Source organism: Colwellia sp. BRX8-4, assembly GCF_014077345.1.
GTDB lineage: Bacteria > Pseudomonadota > Gammaproteobacteria > Enterobacterales > Alteromonadaceae > Colwellia_A.
Genome location: NZ_JACGVS010000007.1, coordinates 40,544 through 65,720, shown reverse-complemented (window position 1 = coordinate 65,720; position 25,177 = coordinate 40,544). Strand labels below are relative to the sequence as shown.

24 protein-coding genes are annotated in these 25,177 nt (G+C 37.7%); 13 read left to right on the top strand and 11 right to left on the bottom strand.

Annotation, left to right across the window (positions count from 1 at the left end):
* Positions 1-50: 50 nt before the first annotated feature.
* The 8 genes from fadD to H4J56_RS07945 all read right to left on the bottom strand — a co-directional run bounded on the left by fadD (position 51) and on the right by H4J56_RS07945 (position 7,810).
* Positions 51-1,715, bottom strand: a complete 1,665-nt coding sequence (fadD, locus tag H4J56_RS07980; RefSeq protein ID WP_070376238.1) for a long-chain-fatty-acid--CoA ligase FadD — start codon at positions 1,713-1,715, stop codon at positions 51-53.
* A 238-nt stretch (positions 1,716-1,953) separates the two neighbouring features.
* Positions 1,954-2,826 carry an alpha/beta fold hydrolase gene (locus H4J56_RS07975; protein WP_182222479.1) on the bottom strand — a complete coding sequence of 291 codons (873 nt, stop codon included), beginning with the start codon at positions 2,824-2,826 and terminating at the stop codon, positions 1,954-1,956.
* A 5-nt stretch (positions 2,827-2,831) separates the two neighbouring features.
* On the bottom strand, positions 2,832-3,410 hold the full coding sequence (locus H4J56_RS07970; protein WP_182204073.1) for a Slp family lipoprotein: 579 nt from the start codon (positions 3,408-3,410) through the stop codon (positions 2,832-2,834).
* Positions 3,397-4,077 (bottom strand): M50 family metallopeptidase, encoded by a 681-nt coding sequence (locus H4J56_RS07965; protein WP_182217530.1) that lies wholly within the window; start codon positions 4,075-4,077, stop codon positions 3,397-3,399. The genes H4J56_RS07970 and H4J56_RS07965 overlap by 14 nt, the downstream gene beginning before the upstream one ends.
* A gap of 57 nt (positions 4,078-4,134) precedes the next feature.
* Positions 4,135-4,614 (bottom strand): hypothetical protein, encoded by a 480-nt coding sequence (locus H4J56_RS07960; protein ID WP_182217528.1) that lies wholly within the window; start codon positions 4,612-4,614, stop codon positions 4,135-4,137.
* Between the two features lie 66 nt (positions 4,615-4,680).
* Positions 4,681-5,382, bottom strand: a complete 702-nt coding sequence (gene tsaB, locus H4J56_RS07955) for a tRNA (adenosine(37)-N6)-threonylcarbamoyltransferase complex dimerization subunit type 1 TsaB (RefSeq protein WP_220465324.1) — start codon at positions 5,380-5,382, stop codon at positions 4,681-4,683.
* Between the two features lie 45 nt (positions 5,383-5,427).
* Positions 5,428-7,356, bottom strand: a complete 1,929-nt coding sequence (locus tag H4J56_RS07950; RefSeq protein WP_182217524.1) for an ATP-dependent DNA helicase — start codon at positions 7,354-7,356, stop codon at positions 5,428-5,430.
* 97 nt (positions 7,357-7,453) lie between these two features.
* The gene (locus tag H4J56_RS07945) at positions 7,454-7,810 is read right to left on the bottom strand and encodes a hypothetical protein (RefSeq protein ID WP_182222474.1); all 357 of its coding nucleotides are present in this window, start codon (positions 7,808-7,810) and stop codon (positions 7,454-7,456) included.
* A 486-nt stretch (positions 7,811-8,296) separates the two neighbouring features.
* On the opposite strand from H4J56_RS07945, the gene hisG reads away from it, so the two are divergent.
* From hisG to H4J56_RS07890, 11 genes are all read left to right on the top strand, one after another.
* Positions 8,297-9,196 carry an ATP phosphoribosyltransferase gene (hisG, locus tag H4J56_RS07940; protein ID WP_070376230.1) on the top strand — a complete coding sequence of 300 codons (900 nt, stop codon included), beginning with the start codon at positions 8,297-8,299 and terminating at the stop codon, positions 9,194-9,196.
* A gap of 92 nt (positions 9,197-9,288) precedes the next feature.
* On the top strand, positions 9,289-10,587 hold the full coding sequence (hisD, locus tag H4J56_RS07935; RefSeq protein ID WP_182217521.1) for a histidinol dehydrogenase: 1,299 nt from the start codon (positions 9,289-9,291) through the stop codon (positions 10,585-10,587).
* Positions 10,588-10,589: 2 nt separating this feature from the next.
* Entirely contained in the window at positions 10,590-11,696 is a 1,107-nt protein-coding gene (gene hisC, locus H4J56_RS07930) for a histidinol-phosphate transaminase (protein ID WP_182222473.1), read from the top strand.
* A gap of 1 nt (position 11,697) precedes the next feature.
* Complete coding sequence (gene hisB / locus H4J56_RS07925) at positions 11,698-12,780, top strand: bifunctional histidinol-phosphatase/imidazoleglycerol-phosphate dehydratase HisB (protein ID WP_182217517.1); 1,083 nt, start codon at positions 11,698-11,700, stop codon at positions 12,778-12,780.
* Positions 12,780-13,403, top strand: a complete 624-nt coding sequence (gene hisH, locus H4J56_RS07920; protein ID WP_231907369.1) for an imidazole glycerol phosphate synthase subunit HisH — start codon at positions 12,780-12,782, stop codon at positions 13,401-13,403. Before hisB ends, hisH begins: the two co-directional genes overlap by 1 nt.
* A complete protein-coding gene (hisA, locus tag H4J56_RS07915) occupies positions 13,400-14,137 on the top strand; it encodes a 1-(5-phosphoribosyl)-5-[(5-phosphoribosylamino)methylideneamino]imidazole-4-carboxamide isomerase (protein ID WP_182259149.1) in 738 nt (245 codons plus the stop codon). The genes hisH and hisA overlap by 4 nt, the downstream gene beginning before the upstream one ends.
* A 61-nt stretch (positions 14,138-14,198) precedes the next feature.
* A complete protein-coding gene (hisF, locus tag H4J56_RS07910; protein ID WP_182217515.1) occupies positions 14,199-14,975 on the top strand; it encodes an imidazole glycerol phosphate synthase subunit HisF in 777 nt (258 codons plus the stop codon).
* A complete protein-coding gene (hisIE, locus tag H4J56_RS07905; RefSeq protein ID WP_182217514.1) occupies positions 14,969-15,589 on the top strand; it encodes a bifunctional phosphoribosyl-AMP cyclohydrolase/phosphoribosyl-ATP diphosphatase HisIE in 621 nt (206 codons plus the stop codon). Before hisF ends, hisIE begins: the two co-directional genes overlap by 7 nt.
* Positions 15,590-15,900: 311 nt before the next feature.
* The gene (locus tag H4J56_RS07900) at positions 15,901-16,626 is read left to right on the top strand and encodes a hypothetical protein (protein ID WP_220465919.1); all 726 of its coding nucleotides are present in this window, start codon (positions 15,901-15,903) and stop codon (positions 16,624-16,626) included.
* Between the two features lie 147 nt (positions 16,627-16,773).
* Positions 16,774-17,070, top strand: a complete 297-nt coding sequence (locus H4J56_RS07895; protein WP_182222471.1) for a hypothetical protein — start codon at positions 16,774-16,776, stop codon at positions 17,068-17,070.
* Positions 17,071-17,314: 244 nt separating this feature from the next.
* On the top strand, positions 17,315-17,776 hold the full coding sequence (locus H4J56_RS07890) for a GNAT family N-acetyltransferase (RefSeq protein ID WP_182259148.1): 462 nt from the start codon (positions 17,315-17,317) through the stop codon (positions 17,774-17,776).
* Between the two features lie 111 nt (positions 17,777-17,887).
* Here H4J56_RS07890 and H4J56_RS07885 read toward each other — a convergent pair whose 3' ends face one another.
* Together H4J56_RS07885 and adk are read right to left on the bottom strand one after the other, a co-directional pair.
* On the bottom strand, positions 17,888-18,289 hold the full coding sequence (locus tag H4J56_RS07885) for an MAPEG family protein (protein ID WP_182259147.1): 402 nt from the start codon (positions 18,287-18,289) through the stop codon (positions 17,888-17,890).
* 214 nt (positions 18,290-18,503) lie between these two features.
* Entirely contained in the window at positions 18,504-19,148 is a 645-nt protein-coding gene (gene adk, locus H4J56_RS07880) for an adenylate kinase (RefSeq protein WP_070376218.1), read from the bottom strand.
* Positions 19,149-19,836: 688 nt separating this feature from the next.
* Between adk and H4J56_RS07875 the strand changes: the two genes are divergently transcribed.
* Both H4J56_RS07875 and H4J56_RS07870 read left to right on the top strand, forming a co-directional pair.
* The gene (locus H4J56_RS07875; protein ID WP_182259146.1) at positions 19,837-22,416 is read left to right on the top strand and encodes an ATP-binding protein; all 2,580 of its coding nucleotides are present in this window, start codon (positions 19,837-19,839) and stop codon (positions 22,414-22,416) included.
* A 285-nt stretch (positions 22,417-22,701) separates the two neighbouring features.
* Positions 22,702-23,148: a DUF255 domain-containing protein gene (locus H4J56_RS07870; protein ID WP_182243701.1), complete on the top strand. Its 447-nt coding sequence runs from the start codon at positions 22,702-22,704 to the stop codon at positions 23,146-23,148.
* Between the two features lie 64 nt (positions 23,149-23,212).
* On the opposite strand, the gene htpG is transcribed toward H4J56_RS07870, so the two are convergent.
* Positions 23,213-25,174, bottom strand: coding sequence for a molecular chaperone HtpG (htpG, locus tag H4J56_RS07865; RefSeq protein WP_070376215.1), 1,962 nt, complete (start codon positions 25,172-25,174; stop codon positions 23,213-23,215).
* Between the last annotated feature and the right edge of the window lie 3 nt (positions 25,175-25,177).

The window sequence follows — 25,177 nt, the reverse complement described above, 5'->3', positions numbered from 1 at the left end:
AAAAGGCTGTAAGAATAAACTTACAGCCTTTATGTTTTATCAATTAAGAATTATCGTAATTCTCTTCTTAAAATTTTACCTACGTTGCTTTTGGGTAAGTCATCTCGAAACTCAACATACTTCGGCACTTTATAACTGGTTAAATTGGCGCGACAATGTTTAATCAGATCTTTTTCCGTTAATGTTTTATCCTTAAGCACAACAAATATCTTGACCGCTTCACCTGTTGCGTCATTATCTATACCAATAGCAGCGACTTCTAATACACCTTCATGCATCATGACCACTTCTTCAATTTCATTAGGATAAACATTGAAGCCTGAAACGATAATCATATCTTTTTTACGGTCAACAATTTTAAAGAAACCTTTATCATCCATAAGAGCTACATCGCCTGTCGCCAGCCAACCTTCTTTTAGAATTTCAGCCGTGTCCGCTTCGCGCTGATAATATCCTTTCATGACTTGTGGACCTTTTACCCACATCTCACCTGGTTCACCAATTTCAGCATCACTACCATCATCTTTAATGATGCGTATATCTGTCGATGACGCCGGTAAACCAATGTTGCCACTATAGCTTTTTTGATCATAAGGACATAATGTTACTAAAGGTGCACACTCAGTTAAGCCATAGCCCTCTAATAAACGTGTGCCTGTGACACGCTCCCATGCTTCACCAACAGAACGTTGCACTGCCATACCGCCGCCAAGCGACATTTTCAATGTACTAAAATCAAGGTCTTTAAAACCAGGAGTATTTAATAAGCCATTGAATAAAGTGTTAACGCCAGTAATTGCGGTAAAAGGATATTTAGCCAGCTCTTTTACAAAACCAGGCATATCACGAGGGTTGGTGATCAATAAGTTGGTACCACCTAACGTTAAAAAGGTTAGGCAGTTAGCCGTTAATGCGAAGATATGATAAAGCGGTAATGCGGTGACCACGAGTTCTTTGCCGTCTTCCATCAAAGGCTTTATTGCGGCTTTTGCTTGTAATAAGTTTGCAATCATATTGCGATGGGTCAGCATAGCCCCTTTTGAGACACCTGTTGTACCACCGGTATATTGCAAGAAAGCAAGATCTTCACCACAAAGTTCTACTGGCTGGTAAGTTTTGAGCATCCCTTGAGAGACAACTTTATTAAATCTAATGGTGTTTGATAATTTAAAGGCAGGTACCATTTTTTTAACATATTTGACCACACAATTAACTAGCGCACCTTTTACAGTACCCAGTCGGTCGCCTAATGAAGTAAGAATGACATGTTCAACTGAGGTATTATCAATGACTTTTTCTAAGGTACTAGCAAAGTTTTCAATGATTAACATTGCCTTAGTGCCTGAATCTTTCAATTGATGCTCGAGTTCACGGGCGGTATATAGAGGGTTAACATTAACCACGGTCAAACCAGCAAGTAAAGCACCAAACAATGCAATAGGATACTGCAAACAATTAGGTACCATAATGGCAAACTTATCGCCCTTAACTAAACCTAAATCATTTTGTAAATAAGCAGCAAACGCTTTTGATTGTATCTCTAGATCTCGGTAATTGATTTCTGCGCCCATATTAATAAAGGCAGTGCGTTCGGCATAAATATCAACGTATTTATTGAACATATCAGATAACGAGGAGTACTTATCTGCATCGATTTCAAATGGGACACCGGGTGGATAACTTTTTTCAAGCCAAATTTTTTGCGTTTGTTGCACTTTGCGACTCCTCTAATAATAGCTTAACTGTAGACGATTATTGGTTTTACTCGATTAATACTTTTATATTTTACGTATTATTTTTTAATCGATATCGTCATTTTACTCTATATGAATGAATTTTTATTTTTTAAAACGGATGTTTGAATTTTCTTTTTACGTGATTACTGGTCTGATGTCTATAAATTTTAGCCACGTTTACCGTTTTCTCTTTATAAACGGTAACATTTAGAAAAAATCAGCCAATAAACTCTAAAATATGTCTACTAGTCTGCTCAGGTTCAGCCATATGGAAGTGATGTCCCCCAATTAATTTATAGCTGATAAAGTTATCAAACAATGGACCAAATTCTTTCAAACCAGTTTGTACAAATGACAAGCCTTTGTCACCATAAATTAATTGCACAGGAATTGTAATATCTTCAATAAACTGTTTTGCTTGCGCCAACGTCAGCCGATACGGCGATGTATTCCTTAAACGACGGTCAGTTCGCCAAATAAAGCCATTACCATCTTCAATAATCCCCCTTTCAACCAATAATTTTGCTTGTTGAAAGTTTAAATCAGACACTTGTACTCTAGCCTTAATTGCAGAATCTAAACTGGGGTGAAATTTTTTCTTTTTTGCTGAAGGCGATAATTGTTGATTGCACGTTAAACGACTTAACAGCCCCTTACGTAAATGCTCGGTCGCTTCCTCAGCTTCACCACTAATAAAGCCAATTGAATCGAGTAAGGTTAATGACTTAACCTTTTCAGGAAAAGCGGCTGAGAATGCTGATGAAATCATTCCACCCATTGAATGGGCAACTATATCAACTTTCTGCCAGTGATTTACTTCCCACAGCAATAACAAATCATAAACGTAATCGATAAAATGATAATGGGCATCAGCACTTCTGTGGGACGATAAGCCATGCCCCGGCCAATCTATAGCGATAACACGCTTACCTTTAAAGTAAGGTAACATAGGTACAAAACTAGCCGCGTTATCTAACCAACCATGTAGACACAAGACTAGCTCGTCGTTTTTGTCACCACAAGCTAGACCAGTCAGGGTGAGTTCACCTAAGTTAAAACTCACCTCTTCGACGTTATCGGGGATACGCAAGGTGACTATTTCTTTTTAACTGGCGCTGGTGCTTTTCTTACCACAACTCTTCTTGGATAATTGGAATAGCGAGGCTGCCAGAAAGAAGGAGACGACCAAAATGGATTATGGATAACGCGCACATCGACTTGCTTTTTTTCTTTCCACAAGTGTATTTTTGTCGCGGTTAAGACCGGATAATTATATTCGTGCTCGCCAATTTTTCCTTCTTCTGAAGCGGCGACAGTGCCTAATGCAGTTATACTGCGACCTTCTTTATAAATAACGGGATCGAGTAGACCTGAGAAATAAACACGAAATCGTCCCAACGTTTCATTACCTTGCTTAGGTATCGCTGATGACTTTAACGGAAAGTGAACAATTTCTAACATACTATTGTTCGCATTATTGGTTACTTTTGCAATAACGCCACCCCAGCGAGCCGCATTTCCTTGTTCTGTATTAGCATTATCTCGAACAACGACAAAGTCTGTTAATACTGTATTATCAGGTACCTGCAATGCTTCTGGAACTGATGAACAGCCACTTATAAATATTGCACTTACCCATAAGGGTAGCATTAAGATTATATTACGTTTTTTCATCATATTTACCTTTTCTAGATATATTCGCTAACCAAACAATACCACCAACACCAATACTAAACCATATAACGACCCATAAAAATTCAGGTATGCCAGTGAGTTGTGCTAATGCAGCACCATCGCCAAAGTTTCGTCCATCAACCAAGTACCAAGGACTTTTTACACTGTTAAGTAAAATAATTGCCCCTGTTATTTGCAAACTTGTCTGTAAGTAACTTAATTTTTTATATTTAAATTTCAATAAAACGAGTGCTAACAAAACACTAATAATAATTAGCGTTAAAATATCTCTCGCCCAAAAAATCAAAGTGGTTAGTAACAATAATGCGATAATACCACTTAATATTTGTGCTGCCCGTTGGTGCATACTCGCGATAAAGTAAATCCCTATTCCCCATAACGCCGCGCCAGCATAACCCATAAAGCTAATAAAAAAATTCATTCCTCCACGAGTTGTGCATAGCCCTGCCCCATTAGAAAACAATTGAATTTGTACGATAGTCCCCCCGGTAAAGAGCGCAGCTAGGCCATGGCTGATTTCATGAAAATAACTTTCAAGCCATTTGAAAGGTATTGAAACAATGGGGATTTGGCTAATAATTAATGCGGTAATCAATATTAACCAAAAGTGATATTTTTTCAAAAAGGACGAAGACTTACTATTCATGGATTATTTTTCATTATGATAAAAGAAGAATATGTGACAAAACGCGGCTAGTGTTAATTAGACAAGTAAGTCGATACCAAATACCTGCTGAATATTTTCACGTTGAGCAATATTATCTACTGAAGAATATGCTGCAATTGCGGTTTGGTTTTGCTTTGATGGGCTGTCATAACTTGCTTGGCTATTATTTTTATTGCCGACTTGCTGGTTAGTTTGGCCTGAAAAAGAAATATTACTTGCTGAAACGGTTTGTGATGCACTTGAGTTGAGTTGTGCTTGCTGATTCTCAAATTGAGCTTGTTCGACTAAAGCAAGTGCTTGCTCATCGATATCAAAACGTGCAACTTGACTCGCTTGTTGGTCTTGCTCTTGGGTTTGTTGCGTGCTGTCTTTGTTGGTTTTTTCAGCTTGCCCTGTACTTTGCTCAATTTGTTGGACACGAAAGCGATCACGTTGCTCAGCAACCTGATTTTGATTATCAACCGACAACGATGCGCTTGATTGGGGCGTGTACGAACTCGTACTATTTATTTGCATAGTTTAAATTTACCAAAGTTTTGCCAAATTACAAAACTTTTTGTATTTTCACTTAAATAAAATCGATTACCTACCCGGTAGCTTTTTCCATGAAACAGTATCACGTACATAAACCGGTTGAGCGTTTTCAGCACTAACCGCCTTACCTTGAGAAAAGTAATACTGACCAATTTCTAGTAGTTCTTCCGCATTAGGAAAAAGTATCTCTGGTGTTCCCGCATTAATTTTTAAAGGCTCAAGTTCATTTTTATAAGCGTCCCAGCCAGTTCCTACACCATAGACCTGCTGATTTTCAGTTAAAGACTCATTCAAATACTCAGCTAATTTTTCAGGTGCTAATACGGTATCTTGCAGCGCAGCTTCCATAATACCTTGCTCATTTAATCGATAATAGCCCGCATAAACCTCTGACATACGAGCATCAATCGTTGCAATAACCTCTACTTGCTGGTGCCGACTGTAAGCTTGTTGAGCCATAGCCTGCAGGGTTGATACCCCAACAACTTTTAAATCAGCAGCAAAAGCTAAGCCTTGTGCGACGCCAACGCCAATTCGAACGCCGGTAAAACTTCCCGGTCCTTGTCCAAAAATAAGCCCATCTAATTGTGCTAACGTTATGTCGGCTTTTTTAAGTAAGCGGTCAATCATCGGCAGTAACACTAAGCTATGCGATTGTGGTGCTAGCTCAAATTCACTGATCGTTTGGTCGTTAAACGTTAATGCTACTGAACATGCTTCCGTTGAAGCGTCTATTGCCAAAAAATTCAAATTATTCTCTCTAATACTTATCATTATTACTATTTAAATTAACTATTACTCTGATAGTGAAGTAAGAAATTCACTCGCTTGCTCAATATCTCGACTGCGTTTCATCATAGGTAAACTTTTTAAAAAAACTTCGCCATAAGGACGATTCACTAATCTATCATCACATATTACCATGACACCTTGGTCGGTAACATCTCGAATTAAACGACCAACGCCTTGTTTTAATGCAATAACAGCTTGTGGTAATTGGATTTCAGCAAAAGGATCACCTCCGCGCCGTCGAACATCTTCACAGCGCGCCTGCAACATCGGGTCATCGGGTGAAGCGAAAGGAAGTTTATCTATAATGACACAAGTTAATTTGTCACCTCTAACATCAACTCCTTCCCAAAAACTGGCGGTTGCTAATAAAATCGCTTGTGGGTTGTCAATAAAAGCGGCTAACAAAAGTCCTTTACTCATTCGCCCTTGAACTAATAAGGGTGATTCAATCTTTTCCGCTAAAATATCTGCAACTTGGTTTAACATCCGATAGCTAGTGAATAATAAAAAGCAAGCTCCTTTACTTGCTGTTATTAACGGTATCGCTAATTCAGCGAGTGCTAGTGCTCGACTATGGTGCTGAGCAGCAGGTAAATAGCGCGGTACAATTAGCTGTGACTGCGATTGATAATCAAACGGGCTATCAACAAGTAAGGTCGCTGCTTTCGTTTTCGCTATATTTAAACCTAATTGCTGAGAAAAGTGATCAAAGCCACCATTTACCGCCAACGTAGCTGAGGTAAAAACCCAACCCGCTTCAGACTTAGCAATATAATCACTGAATTTGTCGGCGACACTCAATGGTGTTAAATGTAAGACCACATGCCGCCGTGTTGTTTCATACCAAAAGCTCATACCATCGATATCAACGTTTGCCATAATGTCGTATTTCGCGAGTATGTCCACGGCACGATCGTAGCAATTATCAATAGCTTCATTACGAGAAATACATAACTTGATCACTTGATAGAGAAAGTCTAAATCTGTTTTTAGTGCAGCAAAGGCCTGTTGAAACCTTGGCTGGGCATATTTTTCTCGCCAGTTGCCGCGTTCAGGATCATGAAAAAAGAGTAAACGAAATTCTTGCGCCGCTTTTTGGCACTTCTCTGCAGCTCTGCCTAATTGTTTCACATCGGTTAAGGTTGTTTTGTATATTTGAATAACATCAGAACATAAATCGAGAATTTGTTTAGTAGAAAAAGCGTCACCAAAGTATTCACTGGCGATATCAGGTATTTGATGGGCTTCGTCAAAAATCACCACATCTGCTTTGGGAATAAGTTCACCAAATCCAGTGTCTTTTAAGGCCATATCAGCAAAAAACAAATGATGGTTAACAACCAAAACATCCGCATCAATTGCTTTTTTTCGAGCTTGCACTAAGTAACAGTCGTCAAAGTTAGGACAATCTTTTGCCAAGCAATTATCTGTGGTACTGGTAACAAAAGGAAAAATGCCAGAATCTTCAGCGACATCGACTATTTCGCCAATATCACCACTGCGAGTCGACGTTGCCCAGGTACGAATTTTGACAAAATCTGTCAACATTGCCGCATCTAGCTGACCACGCTCTTTTACATAAAGTTCAAGGCGATATATACACAGATAATTGGCCCGCCCTTTTAATAGAGCAATCTGCGTATTCGTTGCCATAGCATTACGAATAAGCGGTATATCTTTATGAAACAACTGTTCTTGTAAGTTTTTAGTGCCGGTAGAAATAATGACTTTTTTTTCAGAGAGTAAAGATGGGATCAAGTAAGCAAAGGTTTTTCCTGTTCCTGTGCCCGCTTCTACAATTAAGCAACTCTTTTGTGAGATGGCGCGTTCAACATCTATCGCCATATCAATTTGCGCCTGCCTAGGAGAATAGCCGTTAAGTACTTTAGCGAGAATACCTGAGGGTGAAAATGCTTGTTCAACTAGGGTCATAGAAAATACTACTGATAAATATTGTCACCAGTATAAAGAATAAAAAGCCAGAGAGAAATATACATTCGATTAATGAGCGAGTTGCCCAGTAAAAAACTTAAACAAAAATATCCAAATGAGTGATATCTTCATCAGGTTCATCATGATTTTTCTTAGGGTGAGTCAGTTCATCTTTATGAGTGATCACGTTATCGGTGTCATCATGGGTGTTATCCACAATAGTATCGGCAATCACAGCAGACGTTGATTGATGCTTCTTTTTATTTTGCTGATGTTCTTTTTGATCAGAATCTTTTTTAGCTAAAACAACGTAATGCTCATGATTTTCAAGATGATCCAAATCATCGGTCAGCTCGTTAATTGCAGCTTCTTTAGTCAGTGGTTTCACACGCAGACGTTCAGGTTTAATCGGCACCGATACAACACGTGTTAATACGGTGGTAAAAATATCCATCAGTTATAGGTCCTTTTATTAAACTCTTAACTTAAGTATCGACCATTTTACTTAAGTATCGACTATTTTAGACAATTCTTTATTACCTTATGCGATTATTTTATAAGAAGTGTTTATTTATTACTTGCTCATTATAAAAATAATCAGTACTGTAAAAGCCATGAGAGAATAATCGTCACGGAATAAATTCTTCGTCAGATTATTTAACCCATTTAACCTGTAAAGTGAATGACACTTACTCGTTAAATAACAAAACAAACTATGAGTACAATATGAATATTAACCTAAGCACATTACATCACCATATCGATTAGCTGCTCAGGTTTATTCGCTGAGGGGCTGTGACCTTTCGGCGAGTTGTATAACTCAGATTTAACCCCCGAAAGAGTCTATCTCTCTCGGGGGTTTTTCGCATTTTATAGGCCTTGAAATTGTATATACACGTACTAGAATTTTGGCCAACGCTTTATTAAAGGAAATACAAACATGACTACAGAAACTCGCTTACGCATCGCTATGCAAAAATCAGGTCGTTTAAGTGACGACACTCAAGCCTTACTCAAACGTTGTGGTTTAACACTCAATGTTACTGATCGACGTTTGTTAGCACATGTTGCTAATATGCCTATCGATATAATGCGCGTTCGTAGCTCAGATATCCCAGGCTTAGTGATGGACGGGGTTTGTGACTTAGGTATTGTTGGTGACAACACCCTAGAAGAAGCGGCATTAGAACGTGAATTGATGGGGCAAAAGTCTCAATACATTCGAACTTCACAGCTTAATTTTGGTGGTTGTCGTTTATCTATTGCGATGCCTGAAGGCTTTGATTATCAGGGCGTCAAAAGTTTAGACGGCTTACGTTTTGCAACGACTTATCCTCAACTACTCAATCGTTATGCTAAAGAAAAAGGCATCAATGTTGATTTTTGTTTATTAAAAGGCTCTGTTGAAGTTGCTCCGCGAGTAGGTTTATCTGACGGTATTTGTGATTTAGTTTCAACCGGCGCTACACTAGAAGCCAATGGTTTAGTTGAAGTAGAAGAGATTTTTAAATCTAAAGCATCGCTTATTCAAACAGCGAGTACTTTGTGTAGCGAAAAACAAAGTATTCTTGATACCTTATTGCCACGCATCCAAGGTGTTATGAAAGCAAAAGAAAGCAAATACATTATGTTGCATGCGCCAAAAGATAAAATTGCCGAAGTAAGTGCCTTAATGCCTGGTAAAGAAACGCCAACAATCTTACCTTTAGCGGGTCGCGATGATTTAGTTGCTGTTCATGTTGTTGCTACCGAAACGTTTTTTTGGGAAACAATGGAAAAACTCAATGCACTCGGTTGTAACTCTATATTAGTTATGCCAATTGAAAAAATGATGGGCTAATGCGCGTCATCTTTGGGATTGCATCGCCACGGCTGTGATCCCAAAAATCTAGGGTACCTTTCACGGTAAGTAAAGTATTAAGGTTAAAAGTAATGATAAATAAAATGATCGATTGGCAAGCATTATCAAAAAGAGAGCAACAAACAGCACTTGCTCGACCCGCGATAAGTGAGAGTGGTTTACTTTCACAGCAAGTTGAAAACATATTAAATAACGTGAAACGAAATGGTGACAAAGCGCTTTATGAATTAACGGAAAAATTTGATGGTGTAAAACTAACCACATTAACCGTTACTGATGAACAAATAACTGCAGCCAGAGCAGCATTGTCGACTAAAAGATTAAAAGCCATTGAAACGGCTTATGGTCAGATCAGGCGCTTTCACCAAGCACAAATATGTGACGACATTACTGTAGAAACATCCCCAGGCGTTCGTTGTACCTTAAAAACTGAAGCAATCGAAAGTGTTGGTTTATATATTCCGGCAGGCTCTGCACCTTTGCCATCGACGGTACTAATGCTTGGTGTACCTTCACAGTTAGCCCAATGCCCGCGTACTGTTTTAGTTTGCCCTCCCGATATCAATGGTAACCTTGCTGACGAAATTCTAGTGGCCGCAAAATTATGTGAAATTGATGAAATTTACACAGTCGGTGGCGCGCATGGTTGTGCAGCAATGGCTTTTGGCACAGAAACAATAAAACCGGTCAATAAAATATTTGGGCCAGGTAATAAATACGTTACCGAAGCCAAAAAGCAACTTGCTCAACAAGTAAATGGTTTTGCCATTGATATGCCAGCGGGTCCTTCTGAAGTGTTAATTATTGCCGATGCCAATGCAAAAGCAAACTTTGTCGCAGCTGACTTGCTTTCTCAAGCTGAACACGGACCAGATAGCCAAGTTATCTTATTATCTGACAGTGCCGAATTAATTACTAACGTTCAAAATGAGTTACTCAAACAAGTCGCGGTACTTTCTCGTCGAGAGATAGCAGAACAAGCGCTTACACAAAGTCGTTTGATTTTAGTAAAAAGTTTGTCGCAAGCGGTTGAAGTTTCAAATATTTATGCTCCTGAACATTTAATTATTCAAACCGATAATGCTCAAGAGCTATTAAAAACCTTACGCAACGCAGGTTCAATATTTGTTGGTGAGTACACGCCAGAGTCCGCAGGCGATTACGCCAGTGGTACAAATCATGTTTTACCGACTTATGGTTATTCTAAAGTAATTTCTAGTTTATCATTGGCCGATTTTTCTCGACGATTTACTGTGCAAGAGATCACTAAACAAGGCTTATTAAATATTGCCGAATGTATCACTGAGCTCACCGATGCCGAAGGACTAGACGGCCACAAACGAGCAGTAACCATCAGGTTAGAGGAATAATCATGTCAACAATAGCTGATAAACTTGCCCGTGAGGAACTTGTTGATATGGTGCCATACCAATCAGCAAGGCGACTTTATGCAAGTGGAAGTGACACATCGTCTGCGAATAGTAATAAAATTTGGCTTAATGCCAATGAAGCATCAGGTCCAGGGATATATGCTATAGATAGCAATTGCATTAACCGCTACCCTGATTTTCAACCTGACAACTTAATCAATGCTTACAGTGAATATGCCGGATTGTCCCCTGCTAATATTCTTGCTACACGCGGTGCTGATGAAGGTATTGAACTTATCATACGTACCTTTTGTAAAGCCTATCAAGACAGTATTTTAATTTGTCCACCAACATATGGTATGTATGCCATTAGCGCAGAGAATCACGGCGCAAATATAATGCGCGTACCGCTAGTTGATAACCAACTTAATATTGAGGCTATAAAAGCTCAAGTGGGTAAAGTTAAAGTTGTTTTTTTATGCTCACCAGGTAACCCAACGGGTAATGTATTAACCACTGATTCAATTCGAACCGTACTTGAGATGTTTGGTGATAGCGCAATTGTGGTTGTTGATGAAGCTTATATTGAATTTAGTCCTGAAAATAGTACCGCAAGCTGGTTAAAAGATTACCCGCAATTAGTGATTCTTAGAACGTTATCAAAAGCATTTGCCTTAGCGGGTTTACGCTGTGGCTTTACTTTAGCTAATGCTGATATTATCACTATGCTGAGTAAGGTCATCGCCCCTTACCCTATCTCTGCACCAGTAGCAGACATTGCCAGTAAAGCATTAGCAAAATTAGCGCTTGAACAAGTAAGTATCCGTGTTCAAGAAACGGTGATTTTACGTCGCCAATTATTTGATTGGCTGAAAGACCAAGACTGGTGTGCTAAAGTTTTTAACAGTGATGCAAACTTTATTTTATTTCGCGCCGTAGATACTGACACTAAAAACTTTATTTTCGATTGCCTAAAACAACAAGGTATTTTAATTCGCGACCAATCTGCGCAACAACAATTAGCCGATTGTTTACGTATTAGCATAGGTAGCGAACGTGAATTATCGCTCCTAAAACAAACGATTATTAATGCAGTAAAAGAGATATAAAATGCTCAATACAAAAAAACAAAACATACTATTTATCGACAGAGATGGCACTTTAATTGAAGAACCTGTTTCTGATAAGCAAGTAGATACACTTGAAAAATTGGTTTTTGAGCCTGACGTTATTCCAGTGTTATTAGCACTACAAAAAAAGGGTTTCCGCTTAGTTATGGTGTCAAACCAAGATGGCTTAGGAACGACTAGTTATCCACAAGCCGACTTTGATTTACCTCATAACAAGATGATGGATATTTTTTCCTCACAAGGCGTTATATTTGACGATGTATTACTTTGTCCGCATTTTGACAATGAAAATTGCAGTTGTCGTAAGCCTAAACTTGGCTTAGTAAGTGATTACTTACAGCAAGGAAAAGTAAACTTCGAAAACTCTTTTGTGATTGGCGATCGTGATACCGATATACAACTTGCTGCTAACATGGGTATTCGCGGTATAAAATATAACAAAGAAAGCTTAAATTGGTTGGCAATTTCAGCACAATTATTGAACCAACAAGAACGTGAAGCTAAAGTTGTTCGTACCACTAAAGAAACCAATATTAACGTTGCGGTTAATTTAGATAAAGTCGGTACGGTAAAAATTAACACCGGATTAGGCTTCTTCGATCACATGCTTGAGCAAATTGCTGCCCATGGTGGTTTTTCATTGGAGGTCAGTGTCGATGGTGATTACCACATTGATGAGCACCACAGCGTTGAAGATACCGCTCTGGCACTTGGTCAAGCACTAAGGAAAGCATTGGGCGACAAACGTGGTATCGGTCGTTTTGGCTTTGTTCTGCCGATGGATGAATGTCGGGCTGAATGTTCTATCGATTTATCGGGTCGTCCGTGGCTTGAATTTGATGCTGATTTTACTGATAACCGAGTAGGCAATATGTCGACGCAAATGGTTTCACACTTTTTCCGTTCACTTGCTGACTCTATGGCTATTACCCTGCACCTTTCAACAACCGAAGGTAATTGCCATCACCAAGTAGAGAGTTTATTTAAAGTGTTTGGTCGAGCATTACGTCAAGCCATTACGGTAAGTGGTGATGTGCTACCTAGCACAAAAGGTACCCTGTGATGTCTGTTGAAAAAGCAATGATGAACGTTATTGTTGATACTGGTTGTGCCAATCTTTCTTCGGTTAAGTTTGCTGTAGAACGTTTAGGCTTTCAAGTGACCATCACTGACGATATTACTCTTATTAAAAATGCCGACAAAGTGATACTGCCAGGTGTTGGCACAGCAAAACATGCTATGGCAAACATTCGCGCGAAAGGACTGGTTGAAACCTTGCAAAACTTAACTCAACCCGTGTTGGGCTTTTGTTTAGGTATGCAGTTAATGTGTGACTCGTCAGTAGAAAGTAGCGATGGCAAAAAAGTTGACTGTTTAGGTATTATTCATACCGATATTATACCGCTCAATGCTGAAAATAATAGATTACCGCATATGGGCTGGAACACATTAACATCTGTTGGCGATCACCCGGTATTTAAAGGCATAAATATAGGTGACTACTTTTACTTTGTTCATAGCTTTGCCGCGCCAATAAGTGAATACACCTTAGCAACTTGTCAATATGGCTCTAGCTTCTCCGCGGTGATTGCCAAAGATAACTTCATTGGCTGCCAGTTCCATCCCGAGCGTTCAAGTAAATTAGGTAGTAAAATCATTAAGAATTTTTTGGAGTTAGCCCTATGATGATCCCAGCAATTGATTTAATCGATGGCCAAGTTGTACGATTATTTCAAGGTGATTACAGCCAAAAAACTAATTACCAATACACAGTGCAAGAGCGCCAACAAGCCTATGCTAAGTCAGGGGCAACCGTAATGCACTTCGTTGATTTAGACGGTGCTAAAGACTCAACAAAGCGCCAACTTGAAACCTTAAAGACCGTCGTCAAACATCCAACGATGACGATTCAAGTCGGTGGTGGAATTCGTTGTGAAGACGATGTTAAACAGCTATTGGCATTAGGTGCAGACCGTGTAGTCATTGGGAGTTTAGCGATTAAACAACCTGAACTTGTGACTCAGTGGTTAAAAACCTATGGATGTGAAAAAATTGTCTTAGCACTAGATATTAAAATTGATGCTGCTGGCAATAAAACACTCCCTACACACGGTTGGATTGAGGACAGTGGCGTTAATTTAGAAGACCTACTTGCTCAATACCATAACGCTGGCATCAAACACGTACTATGTACTGATATCAGTAAAGACGGTACGTTAACAGGCACCAATGTAGACTTGTATCGCGAGGTTTGTGCAAAATATCCTGACATCCAATGGCAAGCTTCAGGGGGGATTGGCAGCCTTGACGATATTAAGGCTTTAATTCCAACTGGTGTCAGCGGTGTTATTTTAGGTCGTTCGTTACTTGAAGGTAAATTCACACTTGAGGAGGCGATTGCATGCTGGCCAAACGCTTAAGTTATGGGCTTGAAACCGTGAGTTTTTTATTGTCTAAGCAAAGTACAAAGGTTGAAGTTTTATGTTAGCAAAAAGAATAATACCTTGTCTCGATGTACGTGATGGCAAAGTTGTTAAAGGTGTCCAATTTAGAAACCATGAAATTATTGGTGATATTGTACCACTCGCCCAAAAATACGCAGCCGCAGGTGCTGATGAATTAGTTTTTTATGATATTACCGCCAGCTCAGATAATAGAGTGGTTGATAAAAGCTGGGTTAGCCGTATTGCTGAAGTCATCGATATTCCTTTTTGTGTTGCTGGTGGTATAAAAACAGAGCAAGACGCAAAAGAAATCTTAATGATGGGCGCGGATAAAATATCAGTTAACTCCCCTGCTTTGCGTGACCCTAATTTGATTTCTCGTTTGGCTGACGTTTTTGGTCAGCAATGTATTGTTGTCGGCATTGACAGTTTTTATGATAAAGAAACGGGGTTGTATCAAGTTTATCAATTTACTGGAGATGAAAGTCGTACCCAACAAACCAAGTGGACAACCTTTGATTGGATCAAAGAAGTTCAGCAACGTGGTGCAGGTGAAATCGTTTTAAATTGTATGAATCAAGATGGTGTTCGCCAAGGATATGATATTGCGCAATTACAAAAAGCACGTGCGGTGTGTAATGTTCCTTTAATAGCATCAGGCGGTGCGGGTGAAATATCGCATTTCGCTGACGTTTTCAAACAAGCCGATGTAGATGGCGCACTTGCTGCAAGTGTTTTCCATAAAGGTATCATTGAAATAAACCAATTAAAACAAACATTGAAGAATCAAAATATAGAGATAAGATTATGCTAGTTACCCTAGAGAACATTAATGAATTAGCTTGGGCTAAAATGGAAAGCTTAATACCTGCAATTATTCAGCATCAAGATACGGGTGCCGTTTTAATGCAAGGTTATATGAATGAAGCATCCCTCAAAGCAACATTAACAACGGGTAAAGCGACTTTTTTTAGTCGTTCAAAACAAGCACTTTGGGTGAAAGGTGAGACATCAGGAAACTTTCTCAATGTTAGCCAGGTTCTAACCGATTGTGATAACGATAGTTTGTTAATTGCTTGTCGACCTATTGGACCAAGCTGTCATTTAGGAACTGAGTCATGCTTTCCAGAACAAAAATTAACTCAGCAAAACTTCCTTAGCGAATTAGAGCAAGTGATTGCTAGTCGAAAAGGTTGCGATCCTGAAAGCAGTTATACTGCGCACTTATTTTCGCGAGGCACCACTAAAATAGCACAGAAAGTTGGCGAAGAAGGCGTTGAGGTTGCACTTGCTGCGGTTGCTGAAACCAAAGAAGACTTACTCGGTGAATGTGCTGATTTGTTTTACCACACACTCGTCTTACTTCAAGATAAAAACATTGAAGTATCTGAGGTGATGGCGGTACTACAAAAACGACATAACAAGTAAGCTGAGTTAACTTTAAGATAGTTGTTTATAAGACACTTTATCAACAGCTATCTTTCTTTAATTAAGCGGCTATACTCAATTTTACGTCTAAGGATAAATAATTTAGAAAAAGATTTTTATACGCCCCGACATAGAGTTATTTAACACTCATGATATTAAAAATATTTACAAAATTAATCACTGTTCTTATACCCTTGCTCTTTATACTCTAGCTAACATTATTTAGTCCCCTTACAAAAGCAGAAGATATCTTAATCTTCATTCGTGATGATGTTTACCAAGATTATATGACCTTCTTAAATGGTCAGGATGTGCATACAATTAAAAATTTTTCAGGAAAAAATATCCGCCGCGATGTTGTCGATATGATTATCGCCCAGCAAGCTTTAAAAATAGGTGGTTTTGAACACAGCTTCAAATATGCAACAGGTAAAATTAACTTTAGAAATACTAAGATGTTGGCATCAGGACGCTTACTCATTAGTTTTGACTCTTATTGGCTTGCTGATGCCAAAGCACTTAATGACAGTGTTTATACTTCTGATGCAGTTATCCGACAAGGCGAATACATTGCCGGTATATACACCAGCCCAAGTAATAATGCTGTTTTAGCTATAACAGAACTCGATGACCTGCAAAAATTTACTGCCGTTTCTACGCCAAAATGGCGTACTGACTGGCAAACGTTAAAGTTATTGTATTTAAAAGAGCTGATCCACGAAGATGAGTGGCTAAGCCAAGCTCGCATGGTAAACCTAGGTTGGATAGACTTCTTATTAATGCCTTTTAATTCGACACCCGATCAATCCTTTACAATGGATAAAATTCATTTAGTGCCGGTAAAAGGTGTTGCTATAGAGCTCAAAGACAGTCGCCACTTTGTTATTAGTACAAAACACCCTCACGGAAAAACCGCATTTAAAGCCATTAATATCGGGTTAAAGAAATTACGAAGTCAGCATAGAATTGTACAAGCTTTTACACAAGCCGGTTTTTTTGTAAGCCCTGATAAAGTCAAAATATTAAACCTAAACTAATCTTTGTACTATCTGCATATTATGTCCTACAGCCCTTATTAAACATCATAAAAAATTCAGTAATTCATTATTTTCATTGACATTTACAGAGAAGAGCGTATATTTTTCCAGCAGAAAATGGATGTTAAAAACAGCTAAGGAATAGCAATGTTTAAATACTGGTCAATAAAAAGTTATGGCACAAAATTATTGCCAACACTAGAACGTGATTTTGGGTGCAAAGAATACTATACCGCAGCTGAAATTCGCATAACAATTTTTAAAAATAACTTCTCCCCCACCTACTTACCTTTAGGTTACATACTCTTTCTTGATGAGATTTCTTTAAAAGAAACGATGTATATCGAGTTCCCTCACATAGATGTTAATGAATATCGACAAGAAATTTCAAATTATTTAATCAGTAAAAGTTATCATGGCTACTTACAGGTACTTCACCACTAAATCTAGGTATTATGCCAATATGACTCATTATCTGAGGACGTCTACTGATGAAACTAGCTATTAATGCGTTAGATATTTAATATTTATAATACCTCACTATTAAAGTCAGTAAGCTTATCTTGAGCATTGGCTTTGCTAATAAAGTAACCCCGCTAATTAATAAAATGGGTGTTATTAACTTTACCTAGTAGATAAATCATGAAAAAATAAACTGTTTCCTGATAATCACAATAGGTAAGGTTTAATGAAAGTAGCTTGGCAAGTGAAGCATTTTAAAGCGCTCAATATCGATGAACTGTATGAAATATTAAAGCTTCGTATTGATGTTTTTGTGGTTGAGCAAACTTGTTTTTATGCTGATATTGATGATATTGACCGGCACAAAGATACCGTTCACCTCTTTTGTTACCTAGAGGGTAAGATCGCCGGCTACTTGCGTATTTTAGCAAAAGACCAAAGTTACCGCGACTATATTGCTATTGGCAGAGTTATTGTTGCCAGTCATGCGAGAGGGACAGGTTTAGGTCACCAGTTAATGGCTGAGGCGTTAACCGTTTGTCAGCAATATTTTCCAGATCAACAAATTAAAATATCAGCCCAAGAGCACCTTGAAAGCTTTTATGGCAATCACGGTTTTGAACGTGTTTCTGCTATGTATCTTGAAGATGATATTCCGCACATCGCTATGTTAAAAGTTGTTCAATAAATAAGCAGGTGTTTTAAACCGTTATTACAAGCGTAGCGCTCAAATAAGCATTGCAGTATGCATGCTTATTTGAGTTATGTTATGTATTAGTTCAAAAGAGTGTAGTACTCGCTAAAATGCAGTAATAAATAAGCGGATATTTTCAACGGCTAGAATAAGCATAACAAGGAATAGTGATAACATGCCTATTTGACGCTGCTTAGAAACCCCAGTAGTTTTTGAAAGTCCTACGGCGTGCAGAATACGGCCAATAAATAATATCGCACCTAAGGCGTGCAGTACTATCGGGCTCGCCCCGTTAACCTCATAAATACCCAACATTATTAACGCCATAGGAATATACTCAGCAAAGTTACCATGTACACGAATTGCTTTGGCAAGGGGTTGATGACCACCGTCACCAATACCGGCTTTAAACTGTAAACGTAGGCGAATAATATTGATGGCTAAACCAACAAATAAAAGCGCCAACAAACTCGTGTAGAGGCCTGTTATCGATAAACTTACTACCATGAAATTTCTTCTTATATTTATAGATGAGGGAATATAGTTTACGTTTTAAAATTAATTTTGATAGCCTAAAAGGCTATTATTTTAAGAAAAATTACCCTGTCTATTTTTCACAGCCAATAAAAACAAAAAAATTCGCCGAAGCGAATTTTTTGTTAGGTATTTATAAGCTCGTTATTAGCTACTTGTTAATAAAGGGCTTATAAAATCAACCGAATTAATTTAATTCGTTAGCAAGTAAAGCACTGACTTCTTCTACAGGCTTAGTGCCGTCAATCGTTAAATACGAACATGCACCCGCTTTTGCTTCATCTTGATAGTAAGCCACTAATGGTTTAGTTTGCTCATGGTAAATGCCCAGGCGTTTGCGGACTGTGGCTTCTTCATCATCAGGACGAATAGACAAGTCTTCACCGGTATCGTCATCTTTACCTTCAACTTTAGGCGGATTATAAACTAAATGATAAACACGACCAGAACCGGCATGAACACGACGACCACTCATGCGATCAACAATGACTTCATCAGGAACATCAAATTCAACGACACTGTCAACTGAAACGCCGTTATCTTTCATCGCATCTGCTTGTGGAATTGTACGAGGAAAACCATCAAGCAAAAAACCTGCTTTACAATCATCTTGTGCAATACGTTCTTTGACTAAACCAATAATCAGATCATCAGAAACTAATTGTCCAGCATCCATCACTGCTTTAGCTTTATTACCCAGGTCAGTACCTGCTTTAATAGCAGCACGTAACATGTCACCCGTAGAAATTTGTGGAATACCAAATTTAGCCATTAGGAATTGTGCTTGAGTGCCTTTGCCAGCGCCGGGAGCACCTAATAAAATAATGCGCATAAAATATTGCCTTATATGTTTAATATACTAATTAGGCTGTTGTACTGGTGTCAAAACGTCTCGAATATAACAGCCAAATGAGTATTTTTTCGATTGTGCAACACTATACAAGTTCAATTGTAGTCAGACAAGTAGCATTACCGCTCTATCATCAAAAAAGGCACTAAAAAGCTATTTTTTATACTAAAGTCTATGGGGTTATCGTAGTGATATAAGGCATTTAAAGATAATACCCAAAATTATAATCAACAAAGAGACAAGCAAATAAGGACTAATGAGTCTTACTTACTATAAAGAAAAAACTTGCGATAAAAATATAATCTCCAAGCACTTGAGTAATAAGTAAATTCAAATGACCATCTTCTACTGTGATATTTCCATAGATACGCAATACGTTAATCATGTAGCTTAGAGCAGCCAAAAAAACGATTAAACACTGAGTGCATTACCTTTATTAGGATCAGTAAAGGTAAAGCTTGCGTTGTCACCTACTGATCAGTCATTGTGGTTGAGTGTAAAAAATTAATTTATTCACACTCAATATATTTTATATATAAAATAAAGCGTTAAGCATACTTTTAATAACCGCTTCTAGGTGGTTACCCCTATTGCTTGTTTACAGTATTAACTATATAAATTTATGTGGTAATAATAAGTAGTTCCGCGATCAGCCTTATGGAAAGCAGCAATGAATCAGATACATAGATGTTGTAGAAACTCTTTTTTTATTATTATATTTTGCCTTGTCGCGAATTTATTAACGATAACTTCTGTTCTTGCACAAGACATAGTGGGTGAAGATGTCGATGAAATAATAAGTTTGTTAAACCAACAACAATATTCAACAGACTATTTTCAAGAAAAATTATTGCCTCGCCTGGCCAGTATTGATAACGATAACCAAAAAATAAACTTATTGATTCAATCTTGTGTTTATAGCATGTTTGCCGATCAATACAGTGAGGTAAAAATTTGTAGTCAACGTCTCAGTATTTTAGCCGAGCAGATTAAAAATAAAAGTGCGAAAAATATTGCCGCTATTTATTTAATCGTCGGAGAAGTAAACTTACAAGACTCATCCGACGTCGCACATAAAAAATTAAGTACACTTTACCCAACATTAATAAGCAAGCACGCAAAAATTCATTATGATATAGCCTTAGCCATGACAGCTATTAGAGAAGATTTTCCTATTTTAGAAAATCAGATACTGCGTAATAGCCTGCAAAAAATAATAGGACAATCAAATTATTCTTTCGAAGAATTTGCCATGCTTTGGGCACTCTCTGCTATTTCTAAAGATGCAAATGAATATGTTAATTTAACTCTACGGTTATTACGCTCATCAAACAAACATAATTACGTTATTAATAAAGCGTCTTTTCTATATAATTTACAATGGCATTTAACCGGTGTTAACGAAATTATTATTGCCAATCGTGTGGCTAATGAGTTACTAAAACTAGCCAAAGAAGAAACAGATGAAAGCAGTAAAGTGCTACTTTTATTAGCCTACTTAGATAATAAAGCACGGCTTAAAGAAAATGTTCCTACTGAAACAATAAGCTATATCAAATCAGTTACCACTGATGATGAATTTTGGCAGGCTTGGTTAAATACTGTCTTGTCATTTTATTATGCAACTGAACAAAACGAGCAAATGTCACGGTATTATTTCGATGTAGCGAAGCACTACTTTGATGCTCAACCCGACTTAGCTACCCCTGATGAATTTATAGAAATTGAATCAATACTCGCCTTTAACAGTAAGGACTATAGCAAGGCAAAAGCTTTGCAAGATAAATTTTGGTGGAAAAAATACTTAACAATAAAAACCAACCAGCAAAATAATATTATTGATGTTAGGAATACCCTCAAGAAAGTCATTGATGAAGAACAAAAAAGCAGAATAGTTGTCGAACAACTGTTATTGAAGTCTGAACAAGCCAGTATCACATTGGCGACGGTATTATTTATTATTTTTATCTTAGTTATCTTTCAATACAAAATGTATTTAAAACTAAAACATGAAGTAGAAACAAGAGTTAAAGCTGAGGTCGGTTTGCGTGAGGCAAAATCATTGGCAATAGAAGCTAAGATAGATGCGGAAAAAGCAACGATGAAAGCTGAAAAGGCGAATCAAGCTAAAAGCGAGTTTTTATCAAACATGAGTCATGAGATCCGCACACCAATGAATGGTGTTTTAGGCTCACTACAAGTATTAAAACAAGAAAATTTATCTGACTCATCAAAAGAATTAGTTGATATCGGCATTATTTCCTCTAAAAATCTCATTACAATTATTAATGATATTTTAGATTTATCTAAAATCCAATCAAACAATATTAGCTTAGAATCGCTGCCAACCAACATTGGTGAACTGTTCAAATCTATTATTTTAGAACTGTCTTTTTTAGCAGAGCAACAAGGTATTACCTTAATTTTTACTATAGAAGAAGATCTTTGTACTTACTGGTTAACGGACCCGATAAGGTTAAGACAAATTATTGTAAATTTAATTTCTAATGCGCTTAAATTTACCCCTAAAGGTGAAGTTAGCATAACGCTTATGGAGAAAGATGAGAAAGTGGTTTTCGAAGTCAAAGACACGGGAATTGGATTATCACCAGCTCAAATTAAAAAACTTTTTATCCGTTATGAACAAGCAGATACTTCCACAACAAGAAATTATGGTGGTACGGGTCTAGGTCTGTCTATTGCCAAGCAATTAACAAACTTGATGGGGGGTGACATTAACGTCATTAGTGAAGAAAATGTTGGCTCTATTTTTAGTGTGGTATTGCCATTAAAGAAAACTACGTTGAAAAGTCATAGCAAGTTAGCATTGAAAAAAACGCAAGCCCCACAGGCACAGGGATTCGATATTCTATTGGCAGAAGACAACAAAATAAATCAAAAAGTATTTAATGCTGTTATACGCCCGACTAAAGCAAACATTCGTATTGCAAATGATGGCATAGAGGCAATAGCAGAAATCGGCAAACTAATACCTGATTTAATTTTTATGGATATTCAAATGCCAAATATGGATGGCGTTGAAGCGTGTAAGGCGATTAAAAAAAGCAATCCAAATATCCCAATTATTGCCTTAACGGCGAATGTTATGGCCCACGATATTAAAAAGTACCGACAAGCAGGATTTGATGATTGTTTAGGCAAGCCCATTGACGTTCAGGAAATTTATACACTATTGCAAAAATTTTTAACAAGTGCCCAGACCAATAAAGCCAGTGATATTGATAACTGAACTTTAAAAATTAACGCCATTACCTATAGAGAGAGGTAACTTATGGTTACTACATGCTTAGTTAACTTTTAATGCCTTTAGGCTGCAAATAACCGATACGATAATGCCAATTTTATGGTGAGATAAGATAATTGTTATAGGTCAAAATAACAGGCTCTGCTAGCGTTCATCTTGATATTGCGTTGAGTATTAACGTTCAGCTTTAAATTAATGAACTCAAATGAAAGCATATACTTAGATAGTGGGTCTAGTGGGTACTTGTTCAATTATATTATCGAAAAGCCCATGAATAAATTTTTTATCGCAATAATTGCCGCCATTATTTTAATACCTAGCCTCTATGCGGGTATTTCATCAACTTTATATACCACTCAAGTTGAATGGCATAGTTATCAAGACGCGCGTGCAATGGACTCAACAAAACCAATTTTTGTCTTTGCTAAAATGCGCTTTTGTACAACCTGTGCAGCAATGGAAAAAGATGTTTTTACAGATCCCGCTCTTGCTAAAATATTGAATGAGCAGTTTATTCCTGTTAGAGAAACTATCAACTTTATGCTTTCAAGTTTTGTTTTTGACGATCTTAAAGATAACAAAGGTGAGCAGCTTACTTTTAGAGGATTTCCAGCGGTGATGATCGTTCGCGGTGACCAATATTCCTTGAGTCATGGTTATAAAAGTGTTGAGCAACTACAAACACTGTTAAATAAAGCCACAAATAAAGTAGACTGAATTAGATATAAAAAAGGAGCCGAAGCTCCTTTTTTTAATCTGTACACTAAGAAATATTAAAAGCTTACTTAGTAAGGCTCAACATTAATTTGTTTAAACGTGCAACAAAACTTGCTGGGTCTTTTAAGCTACCACGCTCAGCTAACATCGCCTGTTCAAACAATACTTGCGTCCACTGATTGAATTTTTCATCATCAGTTTCATTAGCAACATGTTTTACTAACTCATGCTCTGCATTGATTTCGAAGATAGGTAATGCGTCAGGTACTTCTTGTCCAACTGATTGCATAAGCTTCATCATTTGGCTGCTCATGTCGTGCTCATCGGCAACGATACAAGCTGGAGAATCAGTTAAACGTTGCGACAATTTAACATCTTTCACTTTACCAGCTAATGATGTTTTAATACGGGTAACAACAGAATCAAACTCTTGCTCAAGTTTTTCTTGTGCTTGTTTTGACTCTTCATCTTCCATATCACCTAGGTCTAAACCACCACGCGTGACCGATTGTAATTGCTTGCCATCAACTTCTGTTAAGTGGCTCACTAACCATTCATCGATACGGTCAGACATTAATAATACTTCTATGCCCTTTTTACGGAAAACTTCTAAATGAGGGCTGTTTTTAGCCGCTTCAAAGCTGTCTGCAACAACATAGTAAATCTTTTCTTGTCCTTCTTTCATACGTTCTACGTATTCAGGAATTGAAACACTTTGAACCGCAGTATCATGCTCTGTTGAGGCAAAGCGTAATAAGTTTGCAACTTGCTCTTTATTACCTTGATCTTCTGCTGGGCCTTCTTTCAATACTTGACCAAACTCGTTCCAAAATGACTGGTATTGCTCTTTGTCTTTTTTACCTAGTTTTTCAAGCATTTTAAGTACGCGTTTAGTACAGCCTTTACGGATCGCTTGGGTAATTTTGTTATCTTGTAAAATCTCACGAGAAACGTTTAACGGTAAATCATTTGAATCTAATAAACCTTTTACAAAACGTAAATATGTAGGCATAAACTGTTCAGCGTCGTCCATTATAAATACGCGTTGAACAAAGAGTTTTAAACCATGTTGTTTTTCACGGTTATGCATGTCAAATGGCGCTTTGCTTGGAATATAAAGTAATGATGTATATTCAGTTTTACCTTCTACTTTATTGTGCTCCCAGACAAGTGGGTCGCCAAAGTCATGTGATACATGCTTGTAGAATTCTTTATATTCGTCATCAGAAACTTCTGATTTTTCACGAGTCCACAATGCAGTGGCTTTATTGACAGGTTCCCATTTGGCAGGTACTTCAGCAACGGCTTCAGCAGCTGGAACAGTAACATTGTCTTCGTCATCTTTAACTTCAGCAACGGCTTCAACACCAGGAACTGCTGGTGTTAGCATTTCAACAGAAACAGAAATATGATCTGAGTACTTAGTGACTATTGATTTTAAACGCCAATCGTCAGCGTATTCTTGCTCTTCTTCTTTTAAGTGAAGAATAATATCGGTACCACGATTAGTCTTTGAAATTTTAGCTGTGGTGAATTCACCTTCGCCAGCACTTGTCCATTCAACACCTTCGGATGCATCAACACCAGCAGCGCGAGAACGCACAGTTACTGAGTCTGCAACGATAAATGCTGAATAAAAACCAACACCAAATTGACCAATAAGTTGTGAGTCTGAAGCTTGATCGCCAGAAAGTTGCGAGAAAAACTCAGCCGTACCTGATTTAGCGATAGTACCTAAATGATCAATAATTTGATCATGCGTCATACCAATACCATTATCAGAAATGGTAAGCGTATTATTTTCTTTATCGCAACTAACTCGTACGCGTAAATCACCATCACCTTCGTATAGATCAGCATTTGATAGTGCGTTAAAGCGAAGTTTGTCAGCAGCATCGGCCGCATTTGACACTAACTCACGTAAGAAGATTTCTTTGTTTGAGTAAAGTGAATGGATCATTAATTTAAGTAATTTAGCGTTATCAGTTGCAAACTGATGATTTTCTTTTTGGCCTGTTTCTGACATTTG